This window comes from Epilithonimonas caeni DSM 17710 (assembly GCF_000426465.1).
GTDB classification, from domain to species: domain Bacteria; phylum Bacteroidota; class Bacteroidia; order Flavobacteriales; family Weeksellaceae; genus Epilithonimonas; species Epilithonimonas caeni.
This window is the reverse complement of sequence record NZ_AUFK01000020.1, coordinates 127,188-151,423: the sequence shown is the minus strand read 5'-3', so window position 1 is coordinate 151,423 and position 24,236 is coordinate 127,188. Positions and strand designations below refer to the sequence as shown.

Annotated in this window: 25 protein-coding genes; 9 read left to right on the top strand and 16 right to left on the bottom strand. The window is 41.1% G+C overall.

Going from position 1 to position 24,236, the window contains the following annotated elements; translation table 11 throughout:
• Positions 1–3 precede the first annotated feature (3 nt).
• The 4 genes from K319_RS20570 to K319_RS0114930 form a co-directional block, all read right to left on the bottom strand.
• Positions 4–3,135, bottom strand: coding sequence for an efflux RND transporter permease subunit (locus K319_RS20570; protein WP_051230734.1), 3,132 nt, complete (start codon positions 3,133–3,135; stop codon positions 4–6).
• A gap of 3 nt (positions 3,136–3,138) precedes the next feature.
• Positions 3,139–4,209 carry an efflux RND transporter periplasmic adaptor subunit gene (locus K319_RS20565; RefSeq protein ID WP_051230732.1) on the bottom strand — a complete coding sequence of 357 codons (1,071 nt, stop codon included), beginning with the start codon at positions 4,207–4,209 and terminating at the stop codon, positions 3,139–3,141.
• A 220-nt stretch (positions 4,210–4,429) separates the two neighbouring features.
• Positions 4,430–4,738 carry a helix-turn-helix domain-containing protein gene (locus tag K319_RS0114935; RefSeq protein ID WP_027384320.1) on the bottom strand — a complete coding sequence of 103 codons (309 nt, stop codon included), beginning with the start codon at positions 4,736–4,738 and terminating at the stop codon, positions 4,430–4,432.
• 35 nt (positions 4,739–4,773) lie between these two features.
• Positions 4,774–6,114, bottom strand: a complete 1,341-nt coding sequence (locus tag K319_RS0114930) for an APC family permease (RefSeq protein WP_027384319.1) — start codon at positions 6,112–6,114, stop codon at positions 4,774–4,776.
• A 172-nt stretch (positions 6,115–6,286) separates the two neighbouring features.
• Between K319_RS0114930 and K319_RS0114925 the strand changes: the two genes are divergently transcribed.
• Positions 6,287–7,138 (top strand): AraC family transcriptional regulator, encoded by an 852-nt coding sequence (locus tag K319_RS0114925; RefSeq protein ID WP_027384318.1) that lies wholly within the window; start codon positions 6,287–6,289, stop codon positions 7,136–7,138.
• A 75-nt stretch (positions 7,139–7,213) separates the two neighbouring features.
• Here K319_RS0114925 and K319_RS0114920 read toward each other — a convergent pair whose 3' ends face one another.
• A complete protein-coding gene (locus tag K319_RS0114920; protein WP_027384317.1) occupies positions 7,214–7,768 on the bottom strand; it encodes a helix-turn-helix domain-containing protein in 555 nt (184 codons plus the stop codon).
• Positions 7,769–7,974: 206 nt separating this feature from the next.
• Between K319_RS0114920 and K319_RS0114915 the strand changes: the two genes are divergently transcribed.
• Positions 7,975–8,241, top strand: coding sequence for a hypothetical protein (locus K319_RS0114915; protein ID WP_027384316.1), 267 nt, complete (start codon positions 7,975–7,977; stop codon positions 8,239–8,241).
• 45 nt (positions 8,242–8,286) lie between these two features.
• Positions 8,287–8,598 (top strand): hypothetical protein, encoded by a 312-nt coding sequence (locus K319_RS0114910; protein ID WP_027384315.1) that lies wholly within the window; start codon positions 8,287–8,289, stop codon positions 8,596–8,598.
• 63 nt (positions 8,599–8,661) lie between these two features.
• Here the strand turns inward: K319_RS0114910 and K319_RS21795 are convergent, their stop codons facing one another.
• From K319_RS21795 to K319_RS0114860, 10 genes are all read right to left on the bottom strand, one after another.
• Positions 8,662–9,732: a flavin reductase family protein gene (locus tag K319_RS21795; protein ID WP_027384314.1), complete on the bottom strand. Its 1,071-nt coding sequence runs from the start codon at positions 9,730–9,732 to the stop codon at positions 8,662–8,664.
• Between the two features lie 109 nt (positions 9,733–9,841).
• Entirely contained in the window at positions 9,842–10,258 is a 417-nt protein-coding gene (locus tag K319_RS20560; protein WP_143095588.1) for a helix-turn-helix domain-containing protein, read from the bottom strand.
• A 108-nt stretch (positions 10,259–10,366) separates the two neighbouring features.
• On the bottom strand, positions 10,367–10,609 hold the full coding sequence (locus K319_RS20555; RefSeq protein ID WP_051230726.1) for a heavy-metal-associated domain-containing protein: 243 nt from the start codon (positions 10,607–10,609) through the stop codon (positions 10,367–10,369).
• Positions 10,610–10,716: 107 nt separating this feature from the next.
• Positions 10,717–11,226: a plastocyanin/azurin family copper-binding protein gene (locus tag K319_RS0114890; RefSeq protein WP_027384313.1), complete on the bottom strand. Its 510-nt coding sequence runs from the start codon at positions 11,224–11,226 to the stop codon at positions 10,717–10,719.
• A 169-nt stretch (positions 11,227–11,395) separates the two neighbouring features.
• A complete protein-coding gene (locus K319_RS0114885; protein ID WP_027384312.1) occupies positions 11,396–11,734 on the bottom strand; it encodes a four-helix bundle copper-binding protein in 339 nt (112 codons plus the stop codon).
• 68 nt (positions 11,735–11,802) lie between these two features.
• Positions 11,803–12,273 (bottom strand): hypothetical protein, encoded by a 471-nt coding sequence (locus K319_RS0114880; RefSeq protein ID WP_027384311.1) that lies wholly within the window; start codon positions 12,271–12,273, stop codon positions 11,803–11,805.
• A 174-nt stretch (positions 12,274–12,447) separates the two neighbouring features.
• The gene (locus K319_RS0114875; protein ID WP_027384310.1) at positions 12,448–12,834 is read right to left on the bottom strand and encodes a hypothetical protein; all 387 of its coding nucleotides are present in this window, start codon (positions 12,832–12,834) and stop codon (positions 12,448–12,450) included.
• Positions 12,835–12,879: 45 nt separating this feature from the next.
• Positions 12,880–13,830, bottom strand: coding sequence for a cation diffusion facilitator family transporter (locus tag K319_RS0114870; protein ID WP_027384309.1), 951 nt, complete (start codon positions 13,828–13,830; stop codon positions 12,880–12,882).
• Positions 13,831–13,833: 3 nt separating this feature from the next.
• Positions 13,834–16,245 carry a heavy metal translocating P-type ATPase gene (locus tag K319_RS0114865; RefSeq protein WP_027384308.1) on the bottom strand — a complete coding sequence of 804 codons (2,412 nt, stop codon included), beginning with the start codon at positions 16,243–16,245 and terminating at the stop codon, positions 13,834–13,836.
• 90 nt (positions 16,246–16,335) lie between these two features.
• Positions 16,336–16,899 (bottom strand): helix-turn-helix domain-containing protein, encoded by a 564-nt coding sequence (locus K319_RS0114860; RefSeq protein WP_027384307.1) that lies wholly within the window; start codon positions 16,897–16,899, stop codon positions 16,336–16,338.
• Between the two features lie 240 nt (positions 16,900–17,139).
• On the opposite strand from K319_RS0114860, the gene K319_RS0114855 reads away from it, so the two are divergent.
• The 6 genes from K319_RS0114855 (at position 17,140) to K319_RS0114830 (ending at position 23,444) form a co-directional block, all read left to right on the top strand.
• On the top strand, positions 17,140–17,985 hold the full coding sequence (locus tag K319_RS0114855; protein WP_027384306.1) for an RteC domain-containing protein: 846 nt from the start codon (positions 17,140–17,142) through the stop codon (positions 17,983–17,985).
• A 262-nt stretch (positions 17,986–18,247) separates the two neighbouring features.
• Positions 18,248–18,601: a helix-turn-helix domain-containing protein gene (locus K319_RS0114850; protein WP_027384305.1), complete on the top strand. Its 354-nt coding sequence runs from the start codon at positions 18,248–18,250 to the stop codon at positions 18,599–18,601.
• Between the two features lie 11 nt (positions 18,602–18,612).
• Positions 18,613–18,921, top strand: coding sequence for a helix-turn-helix domain-containing protein (locus K319_RS0114845; protein WP_002978404.1), 309 nt, complete (start codon positions 18,613–18,615; stop codon positions 18,919–18,921).
• An 85-nt stretch (positions 18,922–19,006) separates the two neighbouring features.
• Positions 19,007–20,473: a DUF3945 domain-containing protein gene (locus K319_RS0114840; RefSeq protein ID WP_027384304.1), complete on the top strand. Its 1,467-nt coding sequence runs from the start codon at positions 19,007–19,009 to the stop codon at positions 20,471–20,473.
• A 6-nt stretch (positions 20,474–20,479) separates the two neighbouring features.
• Complete coding sequence (locus K319_RS0114835) at positions 20,480–22,573, top strand: type IA DNA topoisomerase (protein WP_027384303.1); 2,094 nt, start codon at positions 20,480–20,482, stop codon at positions 22,571–22,573.
• Positions 22,563–23,444: an ORF6N domain-containing protein gene (locus tag K319_RS0114830; protein WP_027384302.1), complete on the top strand. Its 882-nt coding sequence runs from the start codon at positions 22,563–22,565 to the stop codon at positions 23,442–23,444. The genes K319_RS0114835 and K319_RS0114830 overlap by 11 nt, the downstream gene beginning before the upstream one ends.
• 29 nt (positions 23,445–23,473) lie before the next feature.
• Here the strand turns inward: K319_RS0114830 and K319_RS0114825 are convergent, their stop codons facing one another.
• The gene (locus K319_RS0114825) at positions 23,474–24,232 is read right to left on the bottom strand and encodes a Swt1 family HEPN domain-containing protein (protein WP_027384301.1); all 759 of its coding nucleotides are present in this window, start codon (positions 24,230–24,232) and stop codon (positions 23,474–23,476) included.
• Positions 24,233–24,236 lie beyond the last annotated feature (4 nt).

Sequence of the window (24,236 nt, the reverse complement as noted above, 5' to 3'; positions counted from 1 at the left end):
TTTTTATGATAAATATTTTTGGTGGTGAACATCGGTATCAGCTTTGCGCTCGTGCTGCTCATCCAACTGTTTGTTTTTAGGTGGTTTTACGAACCTGTAATACAGTACCGGAACGATAAACAATGTGGTAATCATTGATACCAGAATACCGATTGAAATGGTACTTGAAATCGGTCCCCATTCCGGCGAACCACTCGCCATTAACGGTATCAAACCGATTGCTGCCGCCATTGAAGTAAGGAAGATTGGTCGCATTCTTCGTTTAGCTGCAAACAGGGCTGCTTCCCTGATGCTGTGCCCGTGCTCCCTTACCAGTTCATCTGCATAGTCCACAAGGATAATCCCGTTACGAACTACTATACCCAGTAAGGCAGTAATACCGATGATTGCCATAAACCCGAACTCATAACCTGTCAGGAACAAGCCTAACATTGCACCCAGTAAACTCAACGGGAACGAAGCCAGCACAATGAATACTTTACCCACACGCTTGAACTGGAATAACAGAACAAGGAAGATGAGCACGAAACTTATCATAAAAGCCTTTCCCATTTTTGGACCGCTTTCCAGTCCGTCTTCATATTCGCCGCCGTAGGCTATCTTAATGCCTTTCGGCAGTTTCAGGCTGTCAATTTTAGGCTGTACCTCTGCAAATACTTCTGCGGGTTTTCTGCCCAACTGTGCTTCAGAAGAAACGGTTAAGGTTCTTAACCCGTTGCGGTGTACAATAGCCCCGGTATGCCAGGACGGTTGTAAATCTACCACCTGCTTTAAAGGAACCTTAGCACCGAATGTTGAGTTGATGTACATATTGCCCAAAGCATCCAGATTTTCCCTGTCGCTTTCGTCTGTACGCAATACAATATCAATGGCTTTATTACCCTCCCACATCTGCGATACGGGGTAGCCTTTTATCTTAGCTCCCAATGCCTGTGCTATCTGTGCTTTGGTAACGCCCAAACGCAGCGCTACATCTTCTTTAACCACGGCTTTCAGCCCTACATAATCATTCTGATAATCGGTGCGTACCCAGTTAGATCCTTTGGTGTTTTCCAGTAATGCGGCAACCTGTTTTGCCACTTTTTTCTGCTCGGTCATATCCTTGCCAATCACACGGATCTCAATCGGTGCGGGCTGCTGCTTCTTACTAAGCTGCCTAACCCGTACATAACCGTTCGGTAGGTAGTTATTAAATTTCTGTACATACTCGTCTATCATTTCTGCCGTCGCATCTTTGTTTGTGGTATTGATGAATACCTGCGCAAAGTTTTCCCGTGGGTGCTCAGGTGCATAGGTGGAGTAGAAACGGGGCGAGCTTGTACCGATAAAACTTGCGGTGTTTACAATGCGTTTATCGCCTGCAATTTCCTTTTCTATCTTCTTAACGGCTGCTTCGGTTTCGTGGATGTTCGTACCGTTATCCATCCACAATTCAAGGTTGAACTGGTTTCTTTCCACGATAGGGAAAAACTCGGTTTTAACCTGACTGCCAACCACGAAAGAAAGGAAAAAGATAACCAAACCTGCTACCAATGTAGTTTTCTGCCATTTCATACAGAACTCGATTGCACGGTCGAAACCGTCCTGCATCCAGTCTAAGAAATTGCGTTTTTTCGGCTTATCATCGTGCTTCTTCAATCCTTTTTTCAGGAAGTGGTAACACATATACGGTGTAAGGAACAAGGCTACCAAGAACGAAACCGCCAAAGCGATGCTTACGGTAATCGGTATCCATTGCACAAACTCCCTTGTAAGCCCGGTAAGCGTAAATGCCAAAGGCAGGAACGATAGGACAATGGTAAGCGTAGCCGTGAAAATAGGAACCATTAACTGTGTGGCACTCTGCCAAGCGGCAGTCCACGACGGTATTTTTTCGTCCACTTTCTCGATGTAGTTATCCACTACGATAATGGCATCATCGACCACCATCCCCAGTACGATAATCATTGCCGCCAAACTAACCTGGTGCATTTCGATACCCAACAAGTTGAGGATAGCGAATGTTACGGCAATGGTAACGGGTGCTGCAATGGCTGAAATGGTGGCAACCCTGAACGGCAGCAGTAGCATTACTACCAAGATAACGGCAGCAATGGCAATACCGAACTCGATAAAGAAATGCCCCAAGTTCATATCAACTACTTTGGGTTGGTCAACAATGGTGTTGACCTGCACATCTGATGGCAGGATTTCTTTTACTTCAGCAACTTTCTGTGTCAGCGCATTACCCAAATCGACAATGTTCTGTCCGGGCTGCATTTCTACCGTCAGCATCATTACATCGTTTCCTGAAACGGTAATTTTGCTTTTCAGGTCTTCGTATCTTCTCTCGATGTTGGCTATATCACGCAAACGGATATTGCCGCCCTGCGGGGAGCTATATACAATCAGGTTCCCGATTTCATTTTCATTCTGATACTGTGCATCCGTGAAAATCAGGAAACGGTTTTTGTCAATTTCAATATCGCCACTGGGAATAGTAACATTCTGTTGGCTTAATGTGTTCGTGATTTCGTTGATACCGAAACCGTACTGCTTCAATACATCTTCACGCAGGGTAATAAATACCTGCTGCTTCTGACCGCCGTAACGCTTGATTTTGGAAACGGACGGTATCGTCTTAATGCCGTCTTCCAATTCATCCAAATAGTTTTCCAACTGGGCGTAAGAACGACCGGGGGCTGATACGGCAATCATCTGAACGACCACATCGCCGAAATCGCTGTTCACATACGGTCCCTGTACACCCCGTGGCAATGCTAAAGGCATATTGGCATCCAAGCCGTGCTGCAAGGTATTCCAGAATTTTTTGGTGTCCTTTACATAGTCCTGCAATTCTACCGTTACAACCACCTGTCCGGGCTTACTTTCCGAATGGGTTTTTTCTTTTTTGATTTCCTCGAAACCGAACAGGTATTGTTCCAGTTTGTCGGTTACTTCTTTCTCTATCTGCTCTTCGTCGGCTCCGGGATAGAAAGCCACAACAAGCCCCTGTCTAACTGTTACACGGGGGTCTTCACTTCTCGGCATCGTCATCAATGAAATCAGCCCGGCAAGCACCATAATAACAGTAATCGCTATCGGTACTTGCGGAAATTTCATTGCCGCTTCAATGAGGTTTATCTTTCTTTTCATAAATTATTCAGATTTTGGGGCTGATGCTGTTACCGATGTAGTTTGCGCTTTAACTTTCTTACCATCTTTCACGTTGTTCTGTCCGGTAAGGATAATAGTTTGGCTTTCATTTAGCCCATCTGTTATGATGATGTCGTCGCCTGCAATTTTACCAACGCTGACCCTTGTTAACTTGGCAATGTTATTTTTATCTACCACGTAAACGTGAGGGATTTTATCAACATTGTTCACAATGGCAGTAAGCGGTACACGCACCTGCTTAACCTTTACCGGTACTCCTGCAAGCACTTCGGTAATCATTCCCGGCATCAGGACACCGCCCGGATTGTCCAAGCGAACTTTAAGAGTAAATGCTTTGGATATTTCGTCCGCTACGGGATTAATAATGGTTATTTTACCCTTGAAATCACGTTGCAGTGTAGGAATGTTCACATCTACCTGCATCCCTTGTTTAAAGCTTCCGATTTCGCTTTCCGGTACTGAAAACTGTGCATATACCATGTCCGTTTTTACGATGGTAAAGGCAGGAACGCCAGGTGCTGCCATACCGCCAACTTCGGCTGTTTTCACAGTTATAATGCCGTTGGTAGGTGAATGTAAGCGACTGTCTGCAATGCGCTTGCGGTTGATTTTTTTGTTGGCTTCTGCCTGCGCTACTTTTGTTTTGATGTCGATGTAATCCTTTTCGGGGAAACTTCCTTTTTTGTACAGTTCATCAAATCTCCTGAATGCATCCTGGCTCTGGTCTAAACTCGCATTGGCAATCTGCAATGCAGCTTCATACTCGGTGGCATCAATGCTTGCAAGGAACTGTCCTTTGCTCACACGCTGCCCCTCATTCACACCCACGCTGTTAATCGTGCCGGGAACGGCAAAACTTACGGTGGTCATATTGTCGGGTACAATGGAACCCGAATAGGAAACGGATTGCTCGGTTTCCGAACTGTTGATAGTGGCTACGGTTACTACCGGAGGCTCATCTTTTAGCTGTTTTTCTTCTTTTTGCTTGCAACTCTGTACTATTCCTACTCCCGCAACCAAGATGGATAACAGTCCTATTTTGTATGCTCTCATTGTAATAATTTTTTATTTTTTGTATGTATGCTCTGCTCGACAACAAAATTGCCCATAGGTTTTGGGAACTTGGTTGCAAATACAAAACACCTATTAATTTTATAATGGCAAAGGTCGGATTGATAGCAGGGTTAGGCTATACGAAATGACAGGTAAAAGTTGTGAAATTTACTTTTGACAGCTATATTTTACTTCAATCTTCCAAAAGACATTAGATTAATCAGTGGATAGAGAAAGTTTCATTCTTACAGCAAAAGCCACTATTACACTTACTGCTACACTTTCTATTATCTCGCTCTTTGAGGTCGTTGATGAAATTTTCGTAAGAAAATTCAATAATGCTTTGAATTTTTAAATTGAAAATTTTAGCTATTGTTTCAAGATTTTTTTTGTTTATATTTCTACTATGCTCTAAGTGGATAAGCTCCTCTATTGAAATTCCAAGAGTTTCTGCAAATAATTTTTCATCAATTGCATACGATTCCCTCAAAATCTTCACATTTTTACCTAAGTAATTGTTGTTGTCCATTTTAAAAATTTTGTTTATTGTGTTTTATAATCCCATCAATTGTTTTTTCTTTTTTGATTTAGTTTTCTTGTGATAAAAAAAATCATAAACAAGCCAGTCATCAGTAAAATTGCTAACATCGATCCAGTAGGAGATTTAATAGTTACGCTGATGATTACAAATACGTAGGTTAAAATATAGAATGCAGTTGTGTACGGCGTAATATATGTCCACCTCGCTTTAAGCTTTTTATCGTGTTCTTTCCTGAAATAATAAATTGTTGCCGCTGCAAGAGCAAGACCCAAACTCTCCAAAAACATATTGAACGTCATAATCTTGTCAATATCTTTTCCGATGATTATAATAGCCACAACCATTAAAACAAACAAGCTTAAGCCATTTGTAAATACGTTTGTTTTAGGATGTTGGTATGAAAAAAAACCAGGTATAACACGATCTTTTCCCATTGCAAACATTACTCTTGGATTACTCATCAATGCTACGTTTACATAAGCTAAAACAGAAAGAAACATTAACCCATCGAATATTTTTGCTCCATAAGAACCAAACCAAGCTTCACACAAAAGGGAGCCGACTGCTGATGCTCCTTTCATTTCCTCGAAACCAACTGTCGTAGTATATGCATAGTTTAGAAGAACATAAAATAAGATAACTAAAGTAATACCCCCAATAATGGCTTTTGGTAAATTTTTAGGGTTACGAATTTCTGCTCCAAAGTTGATCGTCTGTTGGTATCCTCCATACGAAAAAGCTACTGGTATCATAGCTAATAAAAACAGTTTTAACCAGTGGTTATCTTTATATTTATATATCTGAACATCTTCCATATATCCTCTAGGTTCGATTACATTATTTTTAAAAACACTTGCGATCATCAGGATTATTAGTCCTATTTTAAGCAACATCATAAAATTCTGAATACGGCTTGACGATCGTAATCCAAACAGGTTTACTGCAAAAAAAAGAAGAACACTAAGTATTGCTACAATTATGTTGAATAGATTAACAGAAGGTCCACCGTATAGAAAATCGCTAATGTAATCGGCTCCAATTAAGGCCACTACGCCCACACTGGCTGCATTGCTTATTAACATCAGAATGTTGATAGAAAATCCAATTGAGGGATGATAAGCTTTTGCAAATATTTTGTAAAAACCTCCCATCTCTGTGAACCGCAGACCTATTTCTGCAAAAGCAAGAGCACCACACAGTGATACAAAACCAAAAAATATCCATACACTAAAAAATATAGCTGGCGATCCTGCTGCTGCTGCTACACGTGCAGGCGTTCCAAATATTCCCATTCCAATTACAAAGCTTATAACAAGTATGGTTATATCAAATTGACTTAGGGTCTTATTAGTATTAGTTTTCAAATTGTTCACGATATTGCCATAATTATGTGGAACAGGTATGAAGGACTTATTCTTAGATTTTTACCAGTTTTTATTATTATAATCCCTCGTCCGCAAAATTAACAATGTCAAAACCTCTTTAATAGGTAAAATACCGACCATATTCAGTACTTTTATGGAAAAAAATTGAAGAATGTACAAGCAAATAGAATTAAAAGTCATTGAATTAATTCAACAAAAGAACCCCATTCACAAGCATCATTTTTTTGAATTAATATTTGTGCTGGAGGGTAGTGGACTTCATATTATAAACAATAATAAATACAGTTTTACTAAAGGAGATGTATTCTTTTTAACACCAGAAGAGTATCATGCATTTGAAACAATTGATAGCTGTAAGCTTTGTTTCATTGATTTTACAGCAAATTTTTTTTCAAGTACTTTTAGTAGGCGTAATGAAAAATTAAATCTTAGCGATTTTTTCAAAAATCTGGAATTTGTTTTTCATAATCATCACAACATCCATGGAAGTATAGTAAACGAGAACGATAATATTATTTTTGAAGCTTTGATAAAAAAACTAATTAGTGAAGCGGATAGGTCTGGCGCTTATCAAGAAATAATTGTCCAAAACATCGTCTTTTTACTACTCAATCTGCTGGCGAGAAACATACATGATACAATGCAAAATCATTCAAACTTAGTAAATAGTAAAAGTATTATTCATGAAATATATACATATATACAACAGAATATTTATGAAAAAAACTCTTTAAAAATAGAATCTTTGGCTCTAAAGTTTAATAAATCAGCGGATTATATTAATCGATACTTTAAAACTCAAACCGGCAATACTTTAAAAAATTATATAATTAAATACAAGCTTGAGCTCATAATTTCAAGATTAAAATACAGTGATCTTACTATTAGTGAAATAGCATATGAAATGAATTTTGTCGATGAAAGTCATCTTAATAAAATTTTTAAAAAAAACTACGGTATTACTGCCAATCAATATCGGCTTAAAAGCAACCACTTAGAGTAAATCATTAAATATAAATGATTAAACTTTTGGAATTTAATGATTTCTTTCTAACCTCGTTTTCTTATTTGGATAGTTTTATTTTAGGCTTCCCTTTTCTTTAATATTTCTATAATGAGAAGATGTAAAACCCGTGTGCTTTTTCAACTGGTTGGAAAGGTAAGCCTGACTGCTGTACCCCAGTACGTGGGCAATCTCGGTCAGGGACATTTCGGTATCAACCAAAAGCTGTTTTACCTTTTCAATCTTCCGATGAATGATGTACTTTTCGAGTGTTATTCCCTCTACCGAAGAAAATAAGGCACTCAATGTATCGTAGTTCTTGTGCAGCTTTCCACTGATTAAGGTTGTGAATTTGGTAGGTGTGCCGCTTTGCAGTTGCAATGTAATACCTTTCTCCACCAACTCTTTTATCTTGTTAATCATCTTTTGGTTCTTGTCGTACATCAGCTCCAAGCCGATGCTTTTCAGCATTGTTTTGATTGCTCCCAACTTGTGCGAAAAGTCTGCCGTATCTTTTATGATGGCTTGACCCAGTTTTACATCCAAAACCTCAAAACCCAAAGCTGTCAATTCCTGTTCAAGAACATACGTACATCTATTGCACACCATTCCTTTTATTAATAGTGTCATAGTTCTAAAGTGTATAAGTTCCTTTATTCAATGGTCAAAATTCTGCATTTGCCACCGACATACTATTATGATATTCCGGGTTTGTTTTGTGAAATTTTATGAAAATCGGTGCAGCAACATTAAATATCATAAACTAAACAGGGAAAAGTACATAGCTACACCCGTTCATCTTACGGAATTTTGTAACAGACAACATCCGTATAAAAATGAAGAATAAAAAAAGCAACGAACATCAAGTTTTAAAGGTGCTGAAAGACTATAACGCAGGCAAAAGCGGACTGGAGCTTTTTGAGAAATACGGCGTTTACGGCACGAACATTTTTGAACTCAAACAGAAATACAAGGATTTAGGAATGGATATTCTTGCAGAATTAGTAAATTTAAACGCAGAAAACAGCAGGCTAAAAAATATGTACGCCGAATTGTGCATACAGCACCGGAAGCTCAAAGACCTGCTAAAAGAGGACTTCTGACAGGACAGCCGGGAGTGATAAACAGCAATTTAAAAGACTATTACTATGACAAATGTAACGTACAAATACGCTACGGTTTTGGTAGCGATACAGAACCTACGGAACGAGGGCTATAACGTGGATTTCAACCTCGAAGAGAACTGTTTAATCTGCGGCAGCAACAAATATACAGTTGATGAATTTGAAATCGAACAGGTCTATCGCTACGAGGGAGAAAGCAACCCAAGCGATGAGGCAACGGTGTACGGAATTGCCTCGAAAGACGGTTTAAAAGGAATTTTGGTTACAGCTTACGGGGCTTATACGGATAGTATGAGTACAGCAATGCTCCGCAAACTGGCACTTAAAAAAGACTAACAAAACAACAAGGGCAAAACAGCAGCTATAAAGCTGTAATTTTGCCCTTTTTCTATATGGATATTACTGTACCGTAACACAAACATCCGCATTCATCGGGTAGCTTTGGCACAACAAAATTATTCCCTCGGCAATATCCTGTTCTGTTAGTGCGCCGTTATGGAGCATCCGAACTTCCCCATCTGTTTTCACCGCCCAACAAGCCCCGCAGGTTCCGTTCTTACAGGAACTCGCCACTTTGATATGATGCGCTTTCATCGCATCCAAAAGCGATTGCTTCGGCTGTACCTCAATGAGCGATGTACATTCATACGTTTGCTTTTCGTCGTTCTCGTAATTGTCCTCGTAATAGTTTACAATCACATCTTTAACAGTACCGTCCGTTTCCAAATCGCCCGCATCCACCGGAACCGGGTCGAAGTATTCCAAATGGATATGGTCTTCGGGAATGTTCAAACCCGTTAAGGCATCCCGGTATAAATCCATCAGCCCATTGGGTCCGCAGATGTAATAATGGGCTGCCGCAACCTCGCCAACCAGTCTTTTAATGACCGAACGCAATACAAGCAAATTGAACCTGCCTGCAACGTGGTTGATTTTGGTGGAAATAAAATCGGGGGCGGTAAAGGAATAACAAATATTCAGCTTTTGTGCTGCCTGCATCGTTTCCAGTTCATTCCAAAATATGGTTTCTTCCGGCGTTTTGTTGCTGTACACCAGTAAGGGAATTTGGTTACTGTTCTCAACGCTTTTCAGCATTGCGTATAACGGGGAAATACCGCTACCACCCGCCAACAAAACAATTTGGGAATGCTCGGCTATGGGCTTTTCCAAAACAAAGCTGCCAAAGGGGGCTTCTATTTCCCAGGCTTCTATTAGTCCGGCATTATCTAAAATGTAATTGCTCATCTTTCCGCCCGTAACCCTTTTAATGGTAATGGCGGGAAATTCGTCAGATGGCACAGAACTGAACGAATACGAACGTATGAGCTGTTCGCCGTTTATGGCAAGCCTGATGTTAAGGTATTGACCGGGCAGGTAGCTAAATGCCTGCTGCTCCGTGTCAAAGTATATACTAATGGTATCTTCGGTTTCCTGTATAATTTTATGTGTTCGCCACGTGTATTTCTTCATCCCTCGGTAGTTTCTTGTCTTGCATTGCTGATAAAAAGAAAACCTCTGCTTCTGTACACAAAGCGAGGTTTCATCAAGACTTCTATTTAAAAGTTTGCTGTTCTGACAATTATAGTTCGTTTTGCTTTTCCTGCTGTCTTCTGATGATTTCGAGCTTGTTTTTTCGTATCTGCTTAAAATGGGCAGACGTTAATCCCGTGTAAGTTGCTAATTGCTCTGATAGTTCCGCAGGCTTCTGATAGCCTAACGATTTTGCGATTTGTGATAGCGATTGCTCGGTGTACACCAATAACTCTTTTACCTTTTCGATAATGCGCTTGATATAGATAATTTCAAGGCTCATATCGCATTCAACGAGAAACAGATTATTCAACTGCTGATAATCCGTTTTCAGTTCTTTTGTAAGCTGCACGGCAAACGGTGCAGATGTACCTGTGTCCAATCGGTTCTGTATAATCCGGTCTGCTACATTGCAAACTTTCGTCATTATCTCCGAACAGTCGCTTGAATTTTGTTTCTGTAACATTGCTTTTTATTTATGGAACGAGGTTATTAACTGTTTCATACGCTGGAGTGGCTTTGGTAAAAAATCCCGGAGAAGCACTGGCGTACTTGCTCCGGGACTGCCCAAATCTTATCCGCAGCATCCTGTTGAACAACTTGAAGCCTTATCGCCGTCGCCGCCAACTTTGTAGCCTGCTTTTTCAATCGCCTCAACCAACTCTTCTTTTACTTCGTCGTTTTCAACCGAAACAGATAATTTTCCTGCTTCCAATTTTTCAACTTTAATGCCGTCAATATCTTTGATTGCTCCGTTTACTCTTGACTGGCAGTGTGCGCTTTGCATATCTGGTATGCTTAATTCTACATTTTTCATTTTGAACTTATTTTTATTGTTATACAAATTTCCGTATTAAACGGATGGTTACTATTACGCTATTCCTTGTAAGATTTGTGATTTTTACTGATTTTGAAATCGCCGGATTACTCTACGATTAATTTGCCTTTCATATAGATGTAATGGCCGGGAAACGAACACAGAAAATCATATGAACCCTTAGCCGGAGCCGTAAAGGTAATTTCCGTGGTTTGCCCACCGCCAATCATATCCGTTTTAGCAATAACGGCTTTTTCCATTCCTTTAGGTATGTAGCCGTTGTCCTTAGCATCTATCGCAGCATTGGCAAAGGCGTTGAAATCCGTACCCTGTGCAAGAATGACAACATTGTGTCCCATTGCCTCAATTGGTGCTTTACCGATATGCTTCAGGATAAGCCTTACTGTTTCGCCTGCTTTGGCTTTCAGTTCGGTTTTGTCGAACTTCATATCATCGCCACCGCTAATGGTAATTATATTTTCGTTCCCTGTTTCTGCTGGGGCAACCGCTTCTTCTGTTACTGGCTGATTGCTCTCCTGTGTGGTCTGTTCTTTTTGCTGATTGTTGTTACAGGCGGTAAATGCGATTACCGACAATGCTAACACTAACTTTTTCATTTCTATTTGAGATTTTATATGTTATCTGATAGCGCAAATTTCAGCACATAAGGCCACTTCCTTATTACGCTTTTCCGTGTTTGATTTGTGATATTTACTGATTGGACAGGGCACAAAAAAAGAGGGTTGCAAGAACCCTCTGAATTTTAAACAAAAAAAAATGCCAGTATTACGCTGCCATTTCCTCACACGCCTTTGCACAAGCTCTGCACGCTTCTGCACATTCTTTACAATGCTCCATACCCATTGCAGCGTGTTTTTCACATTCTTCAGCACAAGCGTTGCAAATGTCAGCACAAAGTTTGCAAATGTCTTTGCTAAATTTACCGTCAAGACTTAATACGTTTGCTGACGCCTGGCAAATAGCTGCACATTCCAGGTCTAACTGGATACATTTTTTTACGTGTGCAACATCATCTTCGTTTAAACAAGCGATGGCACATTGGTTACAGATAGCCACACATTTAAGGCAGGCTTCTATACACGATTGGAATTTTGTCTGTATCATATCTCTTAATTTTTGTGATTACTAAATTATAACATTTGAAGCCCGGTTTAGTTCTTTTTAAGTTAACTTTAGTAAACGCTAAAAGCATTTTTCCATTTTAATCCGTTGGGTTCCACGCCGTGCTCTTTTAGTATATCTGACTGCAAATTTTGTTCCTTAATGGTTAGGGCTTCTTTCAATTCGTCGTATCGGCTCGGTAAAAGTTCCGAAACTTTGTAGTAATTATAGAGTATGTGGTTCTTCCTGATGTAGATAATCCGGAGCAGGCTCAATTCTACCTCTAAGTTCTTTTTCTCCTCCTGATTTTTGATGCTCAAAGCAATCTGTTCGTAGCTCCTGACCAGTTCCTCGGTCAACACCAGTTCCAACAGCGTATTCATTCCACCAAAGAAGCTGAAAAATTTGCTTCTGGAGATTTTAGCAACCGATGTAATGTCGGATATTTTCACGTCCTGTATGTTCTTCTCCGTTAAAACCGCCCTTATGTTTTCAATGGATCTGCGGACAAGGTTCGCATTCTGTGTATCGTTGTTTGTCATTAGGAAATTCCCTCCATAAAAGTTAGACCATATACAAATCTACTTATAGGATAAGAGCTTGAAAGTGTGATTTTTCTTGTAAGATTTGTAATTTTTACGGATAAGTCATAAAAAAACGGCAGCTCCTTTTTCAGAAACTACCGCTTAGCAAACGCAATAAAGCTAAGTTCTACATTATTTTTTTAGCTTGTCAGCAGGTGGGTTATAATCAGCTAAAGTCGTTACTCTTACGGTATCAACCCCAGTAATATCCCAAGTAATCGGTATCATTGTCATGTAATCACACTTAGGACACATATCACCCTGAGAACCTACCATTTCTTTATGTCCAGGACAGCCGGTAATTAGGTGTCCTGCTGCATCAATTAGTTCGCCTTTTTCATTTCTGTCTTTGAGTGCTACTTTTTCAACGGGTTTATCAACCTGTTCTGTAGCATGGTTATGTCCGTCACCATCGGTGTGTACATGAGCGTCCTTTGCTGTTTTGGTATCGCCACCACAAGATGTAAGAAAGATGGCTAAAGAGGTGAATGTACCTATCAGTAATTTGTTCACTTTCATTTTTATTTATTTTTAGAGATTAAAACTTGATTTTATTGAATTTGATTAATGATTATGGTTGTCGTGACTTGATGGGTCAGCTTTTACACTACATAATATTGAATTATCGTGCATGTGAGCAGGTGTTTCCAACTGGATAGTGACATGGTGAATGTTCAGATCTTCCAAAGTATACTCGATGTTGCGGAGCAATTTTTCACTTTCTTCAATCTTCATTTTTTCATCTACGACCAAATGGCAGGTAAGGGCGTTCAAACCACTTGTTATTGTCCATATATGAAGGTCGTGCATCCCTTTGACACCCTCTGTTTTCAGAATTTTTTCTGTCATCTTTTCCACCTCTACATTCTCCGGCGTACCCTCCATCAGTACGTGTACCGATGATTTAGTTACTAAATAACCGCTCCGTAAAACCAGTATGGAAACGATGATACTTGCCAACGGGTCTGCCCACCCCCAACCAAAGAACATAATCAGCAAGGCTGCGATGATAGCACCAACCGACCCTAACATATCACTGAGGACGTGCAGGTATGCTCCACGCATATTGAGGTTTTCTTTTACATCAGACCCCCGCATCATTATCCAAGCTACAAGCACATTGACCAGTAGTCCAATGAATGCAACAATCAGCATACCGCTTGATTGAATTTCCGGTGGGTTCTGGAAGCGTTCTATTGCCTCGTAAATGATATAACCTGAAATCAGTATCAGCGTTGCGCCGTTAATGACTGCTGCCAGTATTTCAAATCTTTTGTAACCATAAGTCTTTCCGTAGTCAGCTACCTTACTACTGAACTTAAATGCCATCAATGCGATGAAGAGTGATACTGCATCACTCAACATATGTCCAGCATCGGCTAATAGGGCAAGGCTGTTAGTTACTAACCCACCTATAACCTCTACTGCCATATAGACCGTAATAATGACCAAACTAACCGTTAAGGTCTTCTTATTCGTACTATGAGAATGGTCGTTTCCTTGCTCTTTTTCCATAATTTATTTTTTCCATTTTAAGCGTAAACTGTTGCTTACAACACTTACACTACTTAACGCCATTGCTGCTCCTGCAATCATCGGGTTCAATAAGAAACCGTTAATCGGATAAAGAATACCTGCGGCAATTGGAATACCGATAAGGTTGTAGATGAACGCCCAAAACAGGTTTTGCTTGATAGTCGCAACGGTCTGTTTTGACAATCTAATCGCCTGCGGTATTTTGGTAAGGTCGGATGAAATGATGGTCATTTTCGCCACATCCATAGCGATATCCGAACCTTTGCCCATTGCGATACTTACATCAGCTGTTGCCAGTGCGGTACTGTCGTTAATGCCATCCCCAACCATCGCTACCACTTTGCCCTGTGCTTGAAGTTCTTTTACAAAGTCGGCTTTGTGCTGTGGCAATACTTCGGCTTTGTAGTGCCCGATGCCTGTCTGCTGTGCAATGGCTTTGGCAGTCGCTTCGTTATCTCCGGTAAGCATATACAGGTCGATGCCCATATCCTGCATTTCCTTGATAGCTGCTACCGATGTTTCTTTAATTTTATCGGAAATAGCGATTACCGAAAGAGCCTGTTTGCTGTTTGCAAACCATATAACGGTTTTAGACTGTGTACCCCATTCGTCCGCCTGCTGTTGCAGTTGGTCGGCAATGGTAATGTTGTTTTCAGCTAACAGCTTTTTATTACCAACATAGTAAGTATCGTTGTTGTAATCGGCTTTTGCGCCTTTACCCGTAATACTGTCGAAGTTTGATAATGCAGTGGTGGAAACGCCCTCCAAATGTTTTACAACGGCTTCCGCCAATGGGTGCTCCGATTGCTTTTCGATGCTCAATAAAACGTCTTTGGTCGCATCGTCATTGTTCAGCCATTGTATGCCTGTAACCTGGGGTCTTCCCTCGGTAATCGTACCTGTTTTATCCAGCACGATAGCGTTTACTTTTTTCGCCAGTTCCAGACTTTCCGCATCTTTAATCAGAATGCCGTTTTCAGCACCTTTACCAACGCCCACCATAATAGCGGTCGGTGTTGCCAAACCTAAAGCACAAGGACAAGCAATAACCAATACGGTAACTGCGGCTAACAATCCCTGAACCACTCCGTTTTCGCCTCCTAAGAAGAACCAAAGGATAAAGGTCAATACAGCAATACCCATTACTACCGGAACGAAGATACCTGCGATTTTATCCACCAGTTTTTGTACGGGTGCTTTACTTCCCTGTGCATCCTGCACCATTTTGATGATTTGGGCAAGCATTGTTTCTTTGCCCACTTTTACCGCCTTGAACTGGAAGCTACCTTTTTGGTTGATGGTTCCTGCAAATACCTTTTCGTTTTCCTTTTTCAGTACCGGAACAGGTTCGCCGCTTAGCATACTTTCATCTACATACGAGTTACCCGATACGACCATGCCATCTACTGCAATTTTTTCGCCCGGCTTAACCAAAATAATGTCGCCTGCGTTTACATCTTCGATAGCTTTCTGTCTTTCCGTTCCGTCCGCTTCAATCACGATAACCGTTTTTGGCTGCAAGCCCATCAGCTTTTTAATGGCTGATGAGGTATTGCCTTTGGCTTTTTCTTCCAACAGCTTGCCTAACAGGATGAATGCGATAATAACGGCAGCCGCTTCAAAGTACACGTGTGCGTGTAAACCTCTTTGATGCCAAAAGTCCATAAACAGCATATTGAATACACTGAATATATAGGCGATACCTGTACTCAATGCTACCAACGTGTCCATATTGGCAGAACGGTGTTTCGCCTGCTTCCACGCATTGATGAAAAAGTCTTTACCTAACCATAAAACTACTGGAGTGGAAAATGCCCACATTATTTCATTACCGTAAGGCATATCCATAAAGAACATACCAATAATGACTACCGGGAGCGATAGGATTACCGCCCAAATGGTTTTGTTTTTTAGTTTTCTGAATTTTTCGGCGTGGATGGCTTCTAAGGTTTCCTGCTGCTTGTTCTCGTCTTCAAGCAACAGGTCGTAACCGCCGTCCTGTACCGCTTTCCTGATTTGCTCGGAACTGGTTATATTCGGCAGGAACTCAACGTTAAGGTTTCCTGTACCGTAATTCACTTCGGCACTAACTACGCCCGGAGTATATTTTGCCATACTTTCGGCACTTCCTGCACAAGATGCACAGGTCATACCCAGTACAGGATAAGTCTTTTTAACGGTAGGAACGCCATAGCCTAAATCTTTGATTGCTTTTACAGCTTCGCCTACGACCTCGTTATCATTAACGGTAATAGCCGCCCTGCGGTTATTTAGCTCTACTTTGTGGGTTTCTACGCCTTTTACCTGTGCCAGTCCTTTTTCGACGATTAATGCACAGTGCTCGCTTTCCACATCCTCTAATGGGATGTAAATTGTTTCTTTATTGGTTGCCATATCTCGATTGCTTTATTTTCATAATGCAAAGTTGGCAACAATAAAGGGGACTTCTATTGTGAAATTCTGGGTTTGATTTGTAAGATTTACTTAAACCTTATCCAGTGGCTTGCGCTTGTCCTCACGTATCTGCTTGAAATGGCTTGGTGTAAGCCCAGTTACTTTCTTGAACTGGTTGCTTAAATACGCCACGCTCGAATAATTCATACGGTCGGCAATCTCGCTTAACGACAGCTCATCATAAACCAATAATTCTTTTACCTTTTCGACTTTCTGAGCGATAAAATACTTCTCAATGGTCGTACCCTCAATATCGGAAAACAGGTTAGAAAGGTAATTGTAATCGTGGTGCAATTGGTCGCTCAATACGTCCGAAAGATTGGTTTTCGCATCGTTGTCCTGATGGTGTACCAGGTCAATAATGACGTTTTTTATCTTTTCAATTATCCGGCTCTTTTTGTCGTCGATGACCTCAAAGCCCAAAGGGTCTAAAACATGTTCCAATGCTTCACGCTCTTTAGTGGTTAATTCTTTCGCAAGGGTAATTTCTCCCAGTTTTATATTGTTAGCTTTTAAGCCGAGCTTGTCGAGTTCATTCTGAACTACGAGAATGCAACGGTTGCAGACCATATTTTTGATAAATAATGTACTCATATTTCAATAAATCACAATTCATATTATTGCATAAATACGCAAAGACAAATTTAAGATTAAAATTTAAGTATTTATTGATTACGAGCGACTAAGTAGATCAGTCAAGGATTTTTATGGTGCAAAAACAAGGACAAATAACCAAAATCTTTCCCATTGTAGGGTCATATTGGCTGTTAATTCCCTGTTTATTAATAACATTTGCTAAGGTACACTGATATTGATAACATAATCCTCCCTACTATGAGAAAGTCATTAGGAACTATTGTTACCGAAATTCAGGAGCAGGAACGGAAATTTTCAGTAACGTGCTCGGGGCTAATTGAAGAGGCTTTTCAAATGACGGTCTTTCTTCAGGAGCTACTGATTTCATCAAAAGAATGTGTTTTAAGTTCAGGATTTGTCAACGAAGAAAAAGAGATTGAGTTCTTCAAAATGATCAAGCCGCAAATCCTGGGCAAACTCATCTATTATAATAAGCTCTACCGGATAGAAACTGCCTGTCCGGTCAACAACGGGAAAATGTATCACAACTATTTCTCTACCCATCTCACGGAATTAAAGATTGAATTTAGTGAACATATCTGCAATTCCCATTTTTACAGATATTACCGTTCGGGCAGGGTAGATAAGGACAATGAATACTTTAAGCGTGGGCAGATAAATTACCTTGATGGACTTAGTAGCTATGTCTTTGAGATTGACCCGCAATTCTCTACCTATTATGATTACAAAGTAGCCCGTATTATCGCTAATGACCTTTTATATGCCTATCTTTTAACTAAAATCACCCCTGAAGAAAATCCCGATATTTTTTTCAGTAACACAGACGATATCAAAGAGCTATCCTGGACGGACAGTAAAAACGCCCTGATTGAGTTGATGTATGCCCTGTATGCTTCGGGTGCAATTTCAGGCGGTAAAGTCGGCATCAGAAAGCTCACAGCCATTTCGCAGGTCTTATTCCGCATGCCACTGACCGATGTGCACCACGCATTCCACCGGATGAAAACCCGGGCAGGCTCCCGCACCTTATTTTTAGACCAGTTGAAGCAGTCATTGGAAGAATATATGGATAAGGACTTATAAACAACCCGTCAACAAAGAATTTGAAAGCAATACGCCTCCCGTATTGCTTTTTTTGTACCTGCGCTTACCCATATATGCCAATGGGCAAACGGGCATATTTTCCTGCCCCGAAAATCGGCAAATCTGCTCAAACCCTTATTTAATAAGGTTTTCCGGCAAATTGTAAAATTTTCAAAAAACCGCTTTTTCAATTGGTAAGCATTGGCAGACAAACACTGCCACACTTCTGAATTTTGTCCTGTGAATATTTAACATCATTGCTATGAATATTATAACAGTTGACGAAGAAGTGTGGAAGCACCTCAACGAACGGTTGAAAGCCATCAGCGAATACATCCTCAAACTGGAAGATACAAGCTACGATAGTTTGTGGCTTAACAATCACGAAGTCTGCCAGTACCTCCACATCAGCGAAAAAACATTGTGGCGTATGCGCACCAACGGTCAGATAGCCTTTTCAAAAATGTACGGGCAGTATTACTATACGATTGGCGCAATCAAGGAAATGTTGAACGCCAATGCCGTGCAGACCACCGATGAATACGTGGAGCAGCTTATGGCGCAAGGAAAAAGCTACATCGAAAAAGGCAGAAAGCTAAAATCAGGTAATAAGTAAAAGTATAAGGTATGAACATCGACAAAATGGAATTTGTGGCGTGGATGGAACGCATAATGGACAGGCTCGACATTCTTGGCAACCACATAGACGATTTACAAAAGAAACGCAACAGCATAGACGGAGAAGAATTACTGGACAATCAGGACTTATTGCAAATGCTGAAAATCAGCAACCGCTCCCTGCAACGGTATCGCTCCATCGGCAAGCTCCCTTACTATACTATCAGTGGAAAACTGTATTACAAGCTGTCCGATGTGCACCAGTTCATCAGGGAAAGTTTTAACCCGCCTTTGCCCAAACTGGATGCCAATAAGTGACAAACACTGCCTCTGACTGCCATATAGTGCAATGCGGTGCGGGCTTCCTTTACATTCGACAGTGAATTTTTAAAATTTTCAGATTATGAGCGAAGAAACAACTAATAAACAAGATATGCCCGAACAGCTTTCGGACATATTACTCGTACTGGATAAAGAGAAAATGAAAATCCAGGCAGTAAAGAGTATCGACGAAAACGGGAAAATGGAAACCGTTGACCCCACGAAGAAAAATCAAAACCAGTTTATGCGTGTGGATAAAAGCGGAGATTTCTTTTCCAACTTTTTCTCCAATTTTTTCAGCCAATTAAAGAACCCCACCAATTTTTCATTTTTCAAAGTACCTGCACCCATCGCCATAGAAAAAGCGCAGGAATTGCAGAAGCAGGTAGATAAGCCCACACCGGAGGGTGAAAAAGTGATGAAAGAGCACGAAGTGAAAGCGCAAACACAACCTGATAAAAAACAAGAAAATCAAAATAATATGGAAACAGCACAAACCACAACGGAAGCAACGGAATATCGTTACAAGCCGGAGCAGATTGATTGGGACACAATGAAAAACCTCGGACTAAGCAAGGAGTATCTTGAAAAAAGAAACCTGCTCGACCCTTTGCTACGAGGCTACAAAACCAATGAGCTTGTACCGATAGGCGTTAACCTCGGCGGTTCTATTCTCCGTACCGATGCCCGCCTGTCTTTACAGCAAGACCAGGACGGCAATGTTATCGTGGCGATGCACGGTATCAAAAAAGAACCTGCCCTGCATTTAGAATTGTTCGGACACAAGTTTACGGACGAGGATAAGAAAAACCTGCTCGAAACGGGCAATATGGGGCGTGTGGTTAATTTGGTCAATACCAAAACAGGTGAACTGATGCCGTCCATTATCAGTATCGACAGGCTGACCAACGACATTACCGCATTGCGTACAGATTTCATCAAAATACCCGATGAAATAAAAGGCGTAAAACTGAATGATGAGCAAAAGCAAACCTTAATGGAGGGAAAGCCGCTTTATCTGGAGGGTATGACTTCTGCCAAAGGAAAGGAATTTTCTGCAACGGTTCAGTTTAATGCGGACAAACGATTTGTGGAGTTTCTGTTTGACAGAACCAATGGCAATCAGCAGGCGCAAAACACCCAACAAGGCAATCAGCAGACCAATCAGCAAAGCCAACCCCAGGAAGCCCCGAAAACTTTCAGGGGCAAAGAACTGGAAAATGAGCAGTATGACAAGTTCAAAGCCGGGCAAACTATCTATGTAGAACTGAAAGATAAAAAAGACCAACCGTATAAGGGTTATATCACTTTCGACAAAGATACCGGAAAGACAAAATTTGAGTTTCCCGGTCAGTATAAAGCACGGGTAGAAACTGCCGAAGCCCATAAAACACAAACCGCCGTCAATTCAGAGGGCAAAACCAACGAAGCGACCAAAAATGTGCAGGAGCCTTTGAAATCCGGGCAGCAAACACCGAAAAATAATAAGCAGCAGGAACAGCAGGACAAGCAACAAAACCCTGCAAAATCCAAAGGCAGAAAAATGTAATACAGTATGAAAACAATCATTGCAGAAAAACCAAGCGTAGCAAGAGAGATAGCCGGCTTGTTGGGGGCATCTGAAAAAAAGGACGGCTACCTGACAGGTAACGGCTATTTTGTTACGTGGGCATTCGGTCATTTAATCGGACTGGGAATGCCCGAAGACTATGGCATTTCGGGATTTGATAAAGCCGCTTTACCGATATTGCCCAACCCGTTTTTATTGACCGTTCGCAAGGTCAAAAAAGACAAAGGCTATACCGCCGATGCAGGCGCAGTAAAGCAACTGAAAGTCATTGAACAGCTTTTTAAGCAAAGCAACAGCATCATTGTTGCAACCGATGCAGGACGTGAGGGCGAATTGATATTTCGGTACATTTATGAATACCTGAAATGCAACAAGCCCTTTGAACGCCTTTGGATTAGCTCGCTGACCGAAAAGGCAATGAAGCAGGGCTTTGATAACCTAAAAGACGGAAAAGCATTTGACGGCTTGTACCTGGCTGCACAAGGCAGGAGCCGTGCCGACTGGCTCGTAGGCATCAATGCTACGCAGGCATTGAGCATCGCCGCAGGCAACGGTATTTATTCGCTCGGAAGAGTGCAAACGCCTACACTGGCGTTGATATGCAAACGCTACCTCGACAATAAGAATTTCACGGTTAAGAAATACTGGCAGGTACAATTACTGCACAACAAAGCACAGGTTGACTTCAAAAGCATTTCCGCTACCAAGTGGGATGAAAAGCAGTTTGCTGATGATACCCTGAAAGCTATTCAGCGAAGCGGAACCGCAACCGTTACTTCGGTAGAAACCAAAAGCGTTACCGAACAACCGCCCTTGCTTTTCGATTTGACAGGTTTGCAAAAGGAAGCCAATAAAAGGCTAAAGCTCTCTGCTGAAGCAACGCTGAATATTGCGCAAAGCCTGTACGAAAAGAAATTTATCACGTACCCACGTACCGGGAGCAAATACATACCCGAAGATATGTGGGCAGAAATTCCCAATCTTGTGCGGGCATTGCAGAACCGGGAAGACTGCAAGCAAGCCCTTAGCAAAATCAAATGGGGGCGGTTCAATAAACGCATCGTGAATGACCTCCGTGTAACGGACCATCACGGTTTATTGATTACCGACAAAGTGCCGTCAGTATTGAATGCCGACGAAGACAAGATTTACAATATGATTGCGCTTCGCCTGCTCGAAGCCCTATCACAAGCCTGTGTAAAAGAAATAACCGACGTAACGTTACAGGTAATGCACTATGATTTTGCGGCAAAAGGCTGTAAAATCCAGGAAGCGGGTTGGCGTTCCATCAAAGGCAGCTTTACCGAGGACGGCGAAGAGCCAGTGCAGGAATTACCCGAACTGCACAAAGGCGACGAACTCAAAATAAAGGAAGCTATCTTTTTGGAAAAGCAGACCAAACCGCCAGTGCTTTATACCGAAGCCGGGCTTTTGTCGGCTATGGAAACCGCCGGAAAGGAAATCGAAAACGAGGAAGAACGCAAAGCCCTGAAAAATATCGGTATCGGTACTCCGGCTACAAGAGCCGCCATTATCGAAACCCTGTTTACCCGCAATTATATCCAACGGGATAAGCGTTCCTTAGTTCCTACGGAAAAAGGTTTGCAGGTGTATGAACTGGTTAAAGAACGTAAGATTGCAGATGTGGCAATGACCGCCGAATGGGAACTGGCATTGCAGAAAATCGAAAACAGCGAAGCCGATGCCGGAACGTTCCAACAGGAAATGGAAACCTATGCGAAATCCATTACCGACGAACTGCTGCAAACCTCCATTGCCAATACCAATCAGCCGAAACTAACTTGTCCGAAATGTAAAAGTCAGCAACTCATTATCCGTGATAAGATTGTGAAATGCCCTGATGAGGGGTGTAACTGGGTGCAGTTCCGTACCGTTTGCGGTGCGCAAATCAGCATCGCCAATATTACAAGCCTTGTTACTAAAGGCAAAACGGCTTTAATCAAAGGAATGACAAGCAAAGCCGGAAAGAAATTCGATGCTTACATCGTCCTGAAAGAAAATGCGGAAAGCTCCTTTGAGTTTGAGAAAAACAAAAGCAATAAGCGCAATGGAAAATAAGCCGTCAATCGTACCTAAAGAAATCAGGAACCTGATACATACCATCCGGGGTAAACAGGTAATGTTGGACAGCGACCTCGCTGTCTTATATCAGGTAGAAACAAAGAACCTGAACAAAGCGGTAAAACGGAATAACGAGCGTTTTCCTGCTTCGTTTTGCTTTCAACTGACCGAAGCGGAAGTTGAAAACTTGAGGTTCCAAATTGGAACCTCAAGTTTAAATTACGGCGGCAGACGTTATTTGCCCTACGTTTTTACTGAACAGGGCGTGGCAATGGCTTCTGCGATACTCCGTTCGGATATAGCCGTTAAAGTGAGCGTTGAGATAATGGAAGCCTTTGTAGAAATGCGGCGTATGCTCATCAGCAATGCTTCTTTGTTTCATCGTTTGGATAATATCGAATTGAAGCAACTGGAAGCCGACCAAAAATTTGAAGAGATTTTTAAGGCTCTGGAAAGCGACAAGCTGCACAGCGAAAAAGGTATCTTCTACAACGGGCAGGTTTTTGATGCCTATGCCTTTGTTTCCGATATTGTCCGCAGTGCCGGAAGCTCCATTATCCTGCTTGATAATTATGTGGATGATACCGTGCTTACCTTACTGGGTAAACGCAAAGACAATGTAACCGCTACTATCCTTACCAAAAGCATCAGCAACCAGTTACGGTTGGATGTACAACGCTACAACAGCCAATATCCCCCAATAGATATAGAGCTTTTTTCCGATGCCCACGACCGCTTTTTGATTATTGATAATGCGGAACTCTACCACATCGGGGCATCACTGAAAGACCTGGGCAAAAAATGGTTTGCCTTTTCGAGAATGGATATTGAAGTCGGCAGGATGCTTCAAATACTTAATCAACAATAAACCCTCTTTTCAGAGGGTTTGAATTTAAACTATAACTGTAATTGGGCTGTGATACTCTTATAATAAACTTTTAGTGCATCACGTTCATCTTTCCCAACGTAACTATTATGAGCAACCAAACATCGTATCTTGTACAATTCATCCACCATAACATTCAACCAATGTTCATTTTGCTTAGGGAAATACTTCCCGAAAATTGTCCAATTTCCAACTATTATTTTGCCCAATTCAATAAAGTCACAGTAAAATAAATCACTATTACCTCGAATTGGCAAATATTTACTTTCTTGTTCGTTTTTCTTCAGTTTATCTATGGTGTCTTGCACTTTTCGGGGGATATTTATTGTTTCAGTCTTCATAATCTCATCAATAAATATTCTTAAAGAATTTTCAATACAATATAAATACAAATAGACTTCTGACATCTCTCGTCCTTTTTGTTGTATGTCTTGCGGCAAAAGGTTTAAATGACCAAAGTTTACATTTTGCTGTATTTCCTCTATGCTATCGAGTAGGGAATTTTCGTCTGAAATTAGAGGATAGAATATTTCGTTTATATGTTTTCTTCGTTCGGCATACCCACCTTTTGCTTGCATTTCCCTCCTAAATTCTTGAAGTGTAACGCAAATTTTAAATTCCTTTGGTTGGTTAGTTTGGAACTTCGCAGATTTATTTAGTTCACTTTTCAACCTTTTGTATTCTGCCTCATTTTCACTTGTTATAGTAACATCTGTGGACGCTCCTGTAAGTAATATTTTTAAACGTTCAATATTTTCTGTATAACTCATTTAT

What these genes read in the sequence shown, in the direction of transcription:
- K319_RS0114880 (WP_027384311.1), bottom strand. Translation starts at nt 12,273, where the DNA reads ATGACAAACAACGATACACAGAATGCGAACCTTGTCCGCAGATCCATT.
- K319_RS0114935 (WP_027384320.1), bottom strand. Translation starts at nt 4,738, where the DNA reads ATGGACAACAACAATTACTTAGGTAAAAATGTGAAGATTTTGAGGGAA.
- K319_RS0114850 (WP_027384305.1), top strand. Translation starts at nt 18,248, where the DNA reads ATGAATATTATAACAGTTGACGAAGAAGTGTGGAAGCACCTCAACGAA.
- K319_RS0114870 (WP_027384309.1), bottom strand. Translation starts at nt 13,830, where the DNA reads ATGGAAAAAGAGCAAGGAAACGACCATTCTCATAGTACGAATAAGAAG.
- K319_RS0114875 (WP_027384310.1), bottom strand. Translation starts at nt 12,834, where the DNA reads ATGAAAGTGAACAAATTACTGATAGGTACATTCACCTCTTTAGCCATC.
- K319_RS0114830 (WP_027384302.1), top strand. Translation starts at nt 22,563, where the DNA reads ATGGAAAATAAGCCGTCAATCGTACCTAAAGAAATCAGGAACCTGATA.
- K319_RS0114840 (WP_027384304.1), top strand. Translation starts at nt 19,007, where the DNA reads ATGAGCGAAGAAACAACTAATAAACAAGATATGCCCGAACAGCTTTCG.
- K319_RS0114890 (WP_027384313.1), bottom strand. Translation starts at nt 11,226, where the DNA reads ATGAAAAAGTTAGTGTTAGCATTGTCGGTAATCGCATTTACCGCCTGT.
- K319_RS0114835 (WP_027384303.1), top strand. Translation starts at nt 20,480, where the DNA reads ATGAAAACAATCATTGCAGAAAAACCAAGCGTAGCAAGAGAGATAGCC.
- K319_RS0114845 (WP_002978404.1), top strand. Translation starts at nt 18,613, where the DNA reads ATGAACATCGACAAAATGGAATTTGTGGCGTGGATGGAACGCATAATG.
- K319_RS20555 (WP_051230726.1), bottom strand. Translation starts at nt 10,609, where the DNA reads ATGAAAAATGTAGAATTAAGCATACCAGATATGCAAAGCGCACACTGC.
- K319_RS0114920 (WP_027384317.1), bottom strand. Translation starts at nt 7,768, where the DNA reads ATGACACTATTAATAAAAGGAATGGTGTGCAATAGATGTACGTATGTT.
- K319_RS20570 (WP_051230734.1), bottom strand. Translation starts at nt 3,135, where the DNA reads ATGAAAAGAAAGATAAACCTCATTGAAGCGGCAATGAAATTTCCGCAA.
- K319_RS20565 (WP_051230732.1), bottom strand. Translation starts at nt 4,209, where the DNA reads ATGAGAGCATACAAAATAGGACTGTTATCCATCTTGGTTGCGGGAGTA.
- K319_RS0114915 (WP_027384316.1), top strand. Translation starts at nt 7,975, where the DNA reads ATGAAGAATAAAAAAAGCAACGAACATCAAGTTTTAAAGGTGCTGAAA.
- K319_RS20560 (WP_143095588.1), bottom strand. Translation starts at nt 10,258, where the DNA reads ATGTTACAGAAACAAAATTCAAGCGACTGTTCGGAGATAATGACGAAA.
- K319_RS0114855 (WP_027384306.1), top strand. Translation starts at nt 17,140, where the DNA reads ATGAGAAAGTCATTAGGAACTATTGTTACCGAAATTCAGGAGCAGGAA.
- K319_RS21795 (WP_027384314.1), bottom strand. Translation starts at nt 9,732, where the DNA reads ATGAAGAAATACACGTGGCGAACACATAAAATTATACAGGAAACCGAA.
- K319_RS0114825 (WP_027384301.1), bottom strand. Translation starts at nt 24,232, where the DNA reads ATGAGTTATACAGAAAATATTGAACGTTTAAAAATATTACTTACAGGA.
- K319_RS0114885 (WP_027384312.1), bottom strand. Translation starts at nt 11,734, where the DNA reads ATGATACAGACAAAATTCCAATCGTGTATAGAAGCCTGCCTTAAATGT.
- K319_RS0114865 (WP_027384308.1), bottom strand. Translation starts at nt 16,245, where the DNA reads ATGGCAACCAATAAAGAAACAATTTACATCCCATTAGAGGATGTGGAA.
- K319_RS0114910 (WP_027384315.1), top strand. Translation starts at nt 8,287, where the DNA reads ATGACAAATGTAACGTACAAATACGCTACGGTTTTGGTAGCGATACAG.
- K319_RS0114860 (WP_027384307.1), bottom strand. Translation starts at nt 16,899, where the DNA reads ATGAGTACATTATTTATCAAAAATATGGTCTGCAACCGTTGCATTCTC.
- K319_RS0114925 (WP_027384318.1), top strand. Translation starts at nt 6,287, where the DNA reads ATGTACAAGCAAATAGAATTAAAAGTCATTGAATTAATTCAACAAAAG.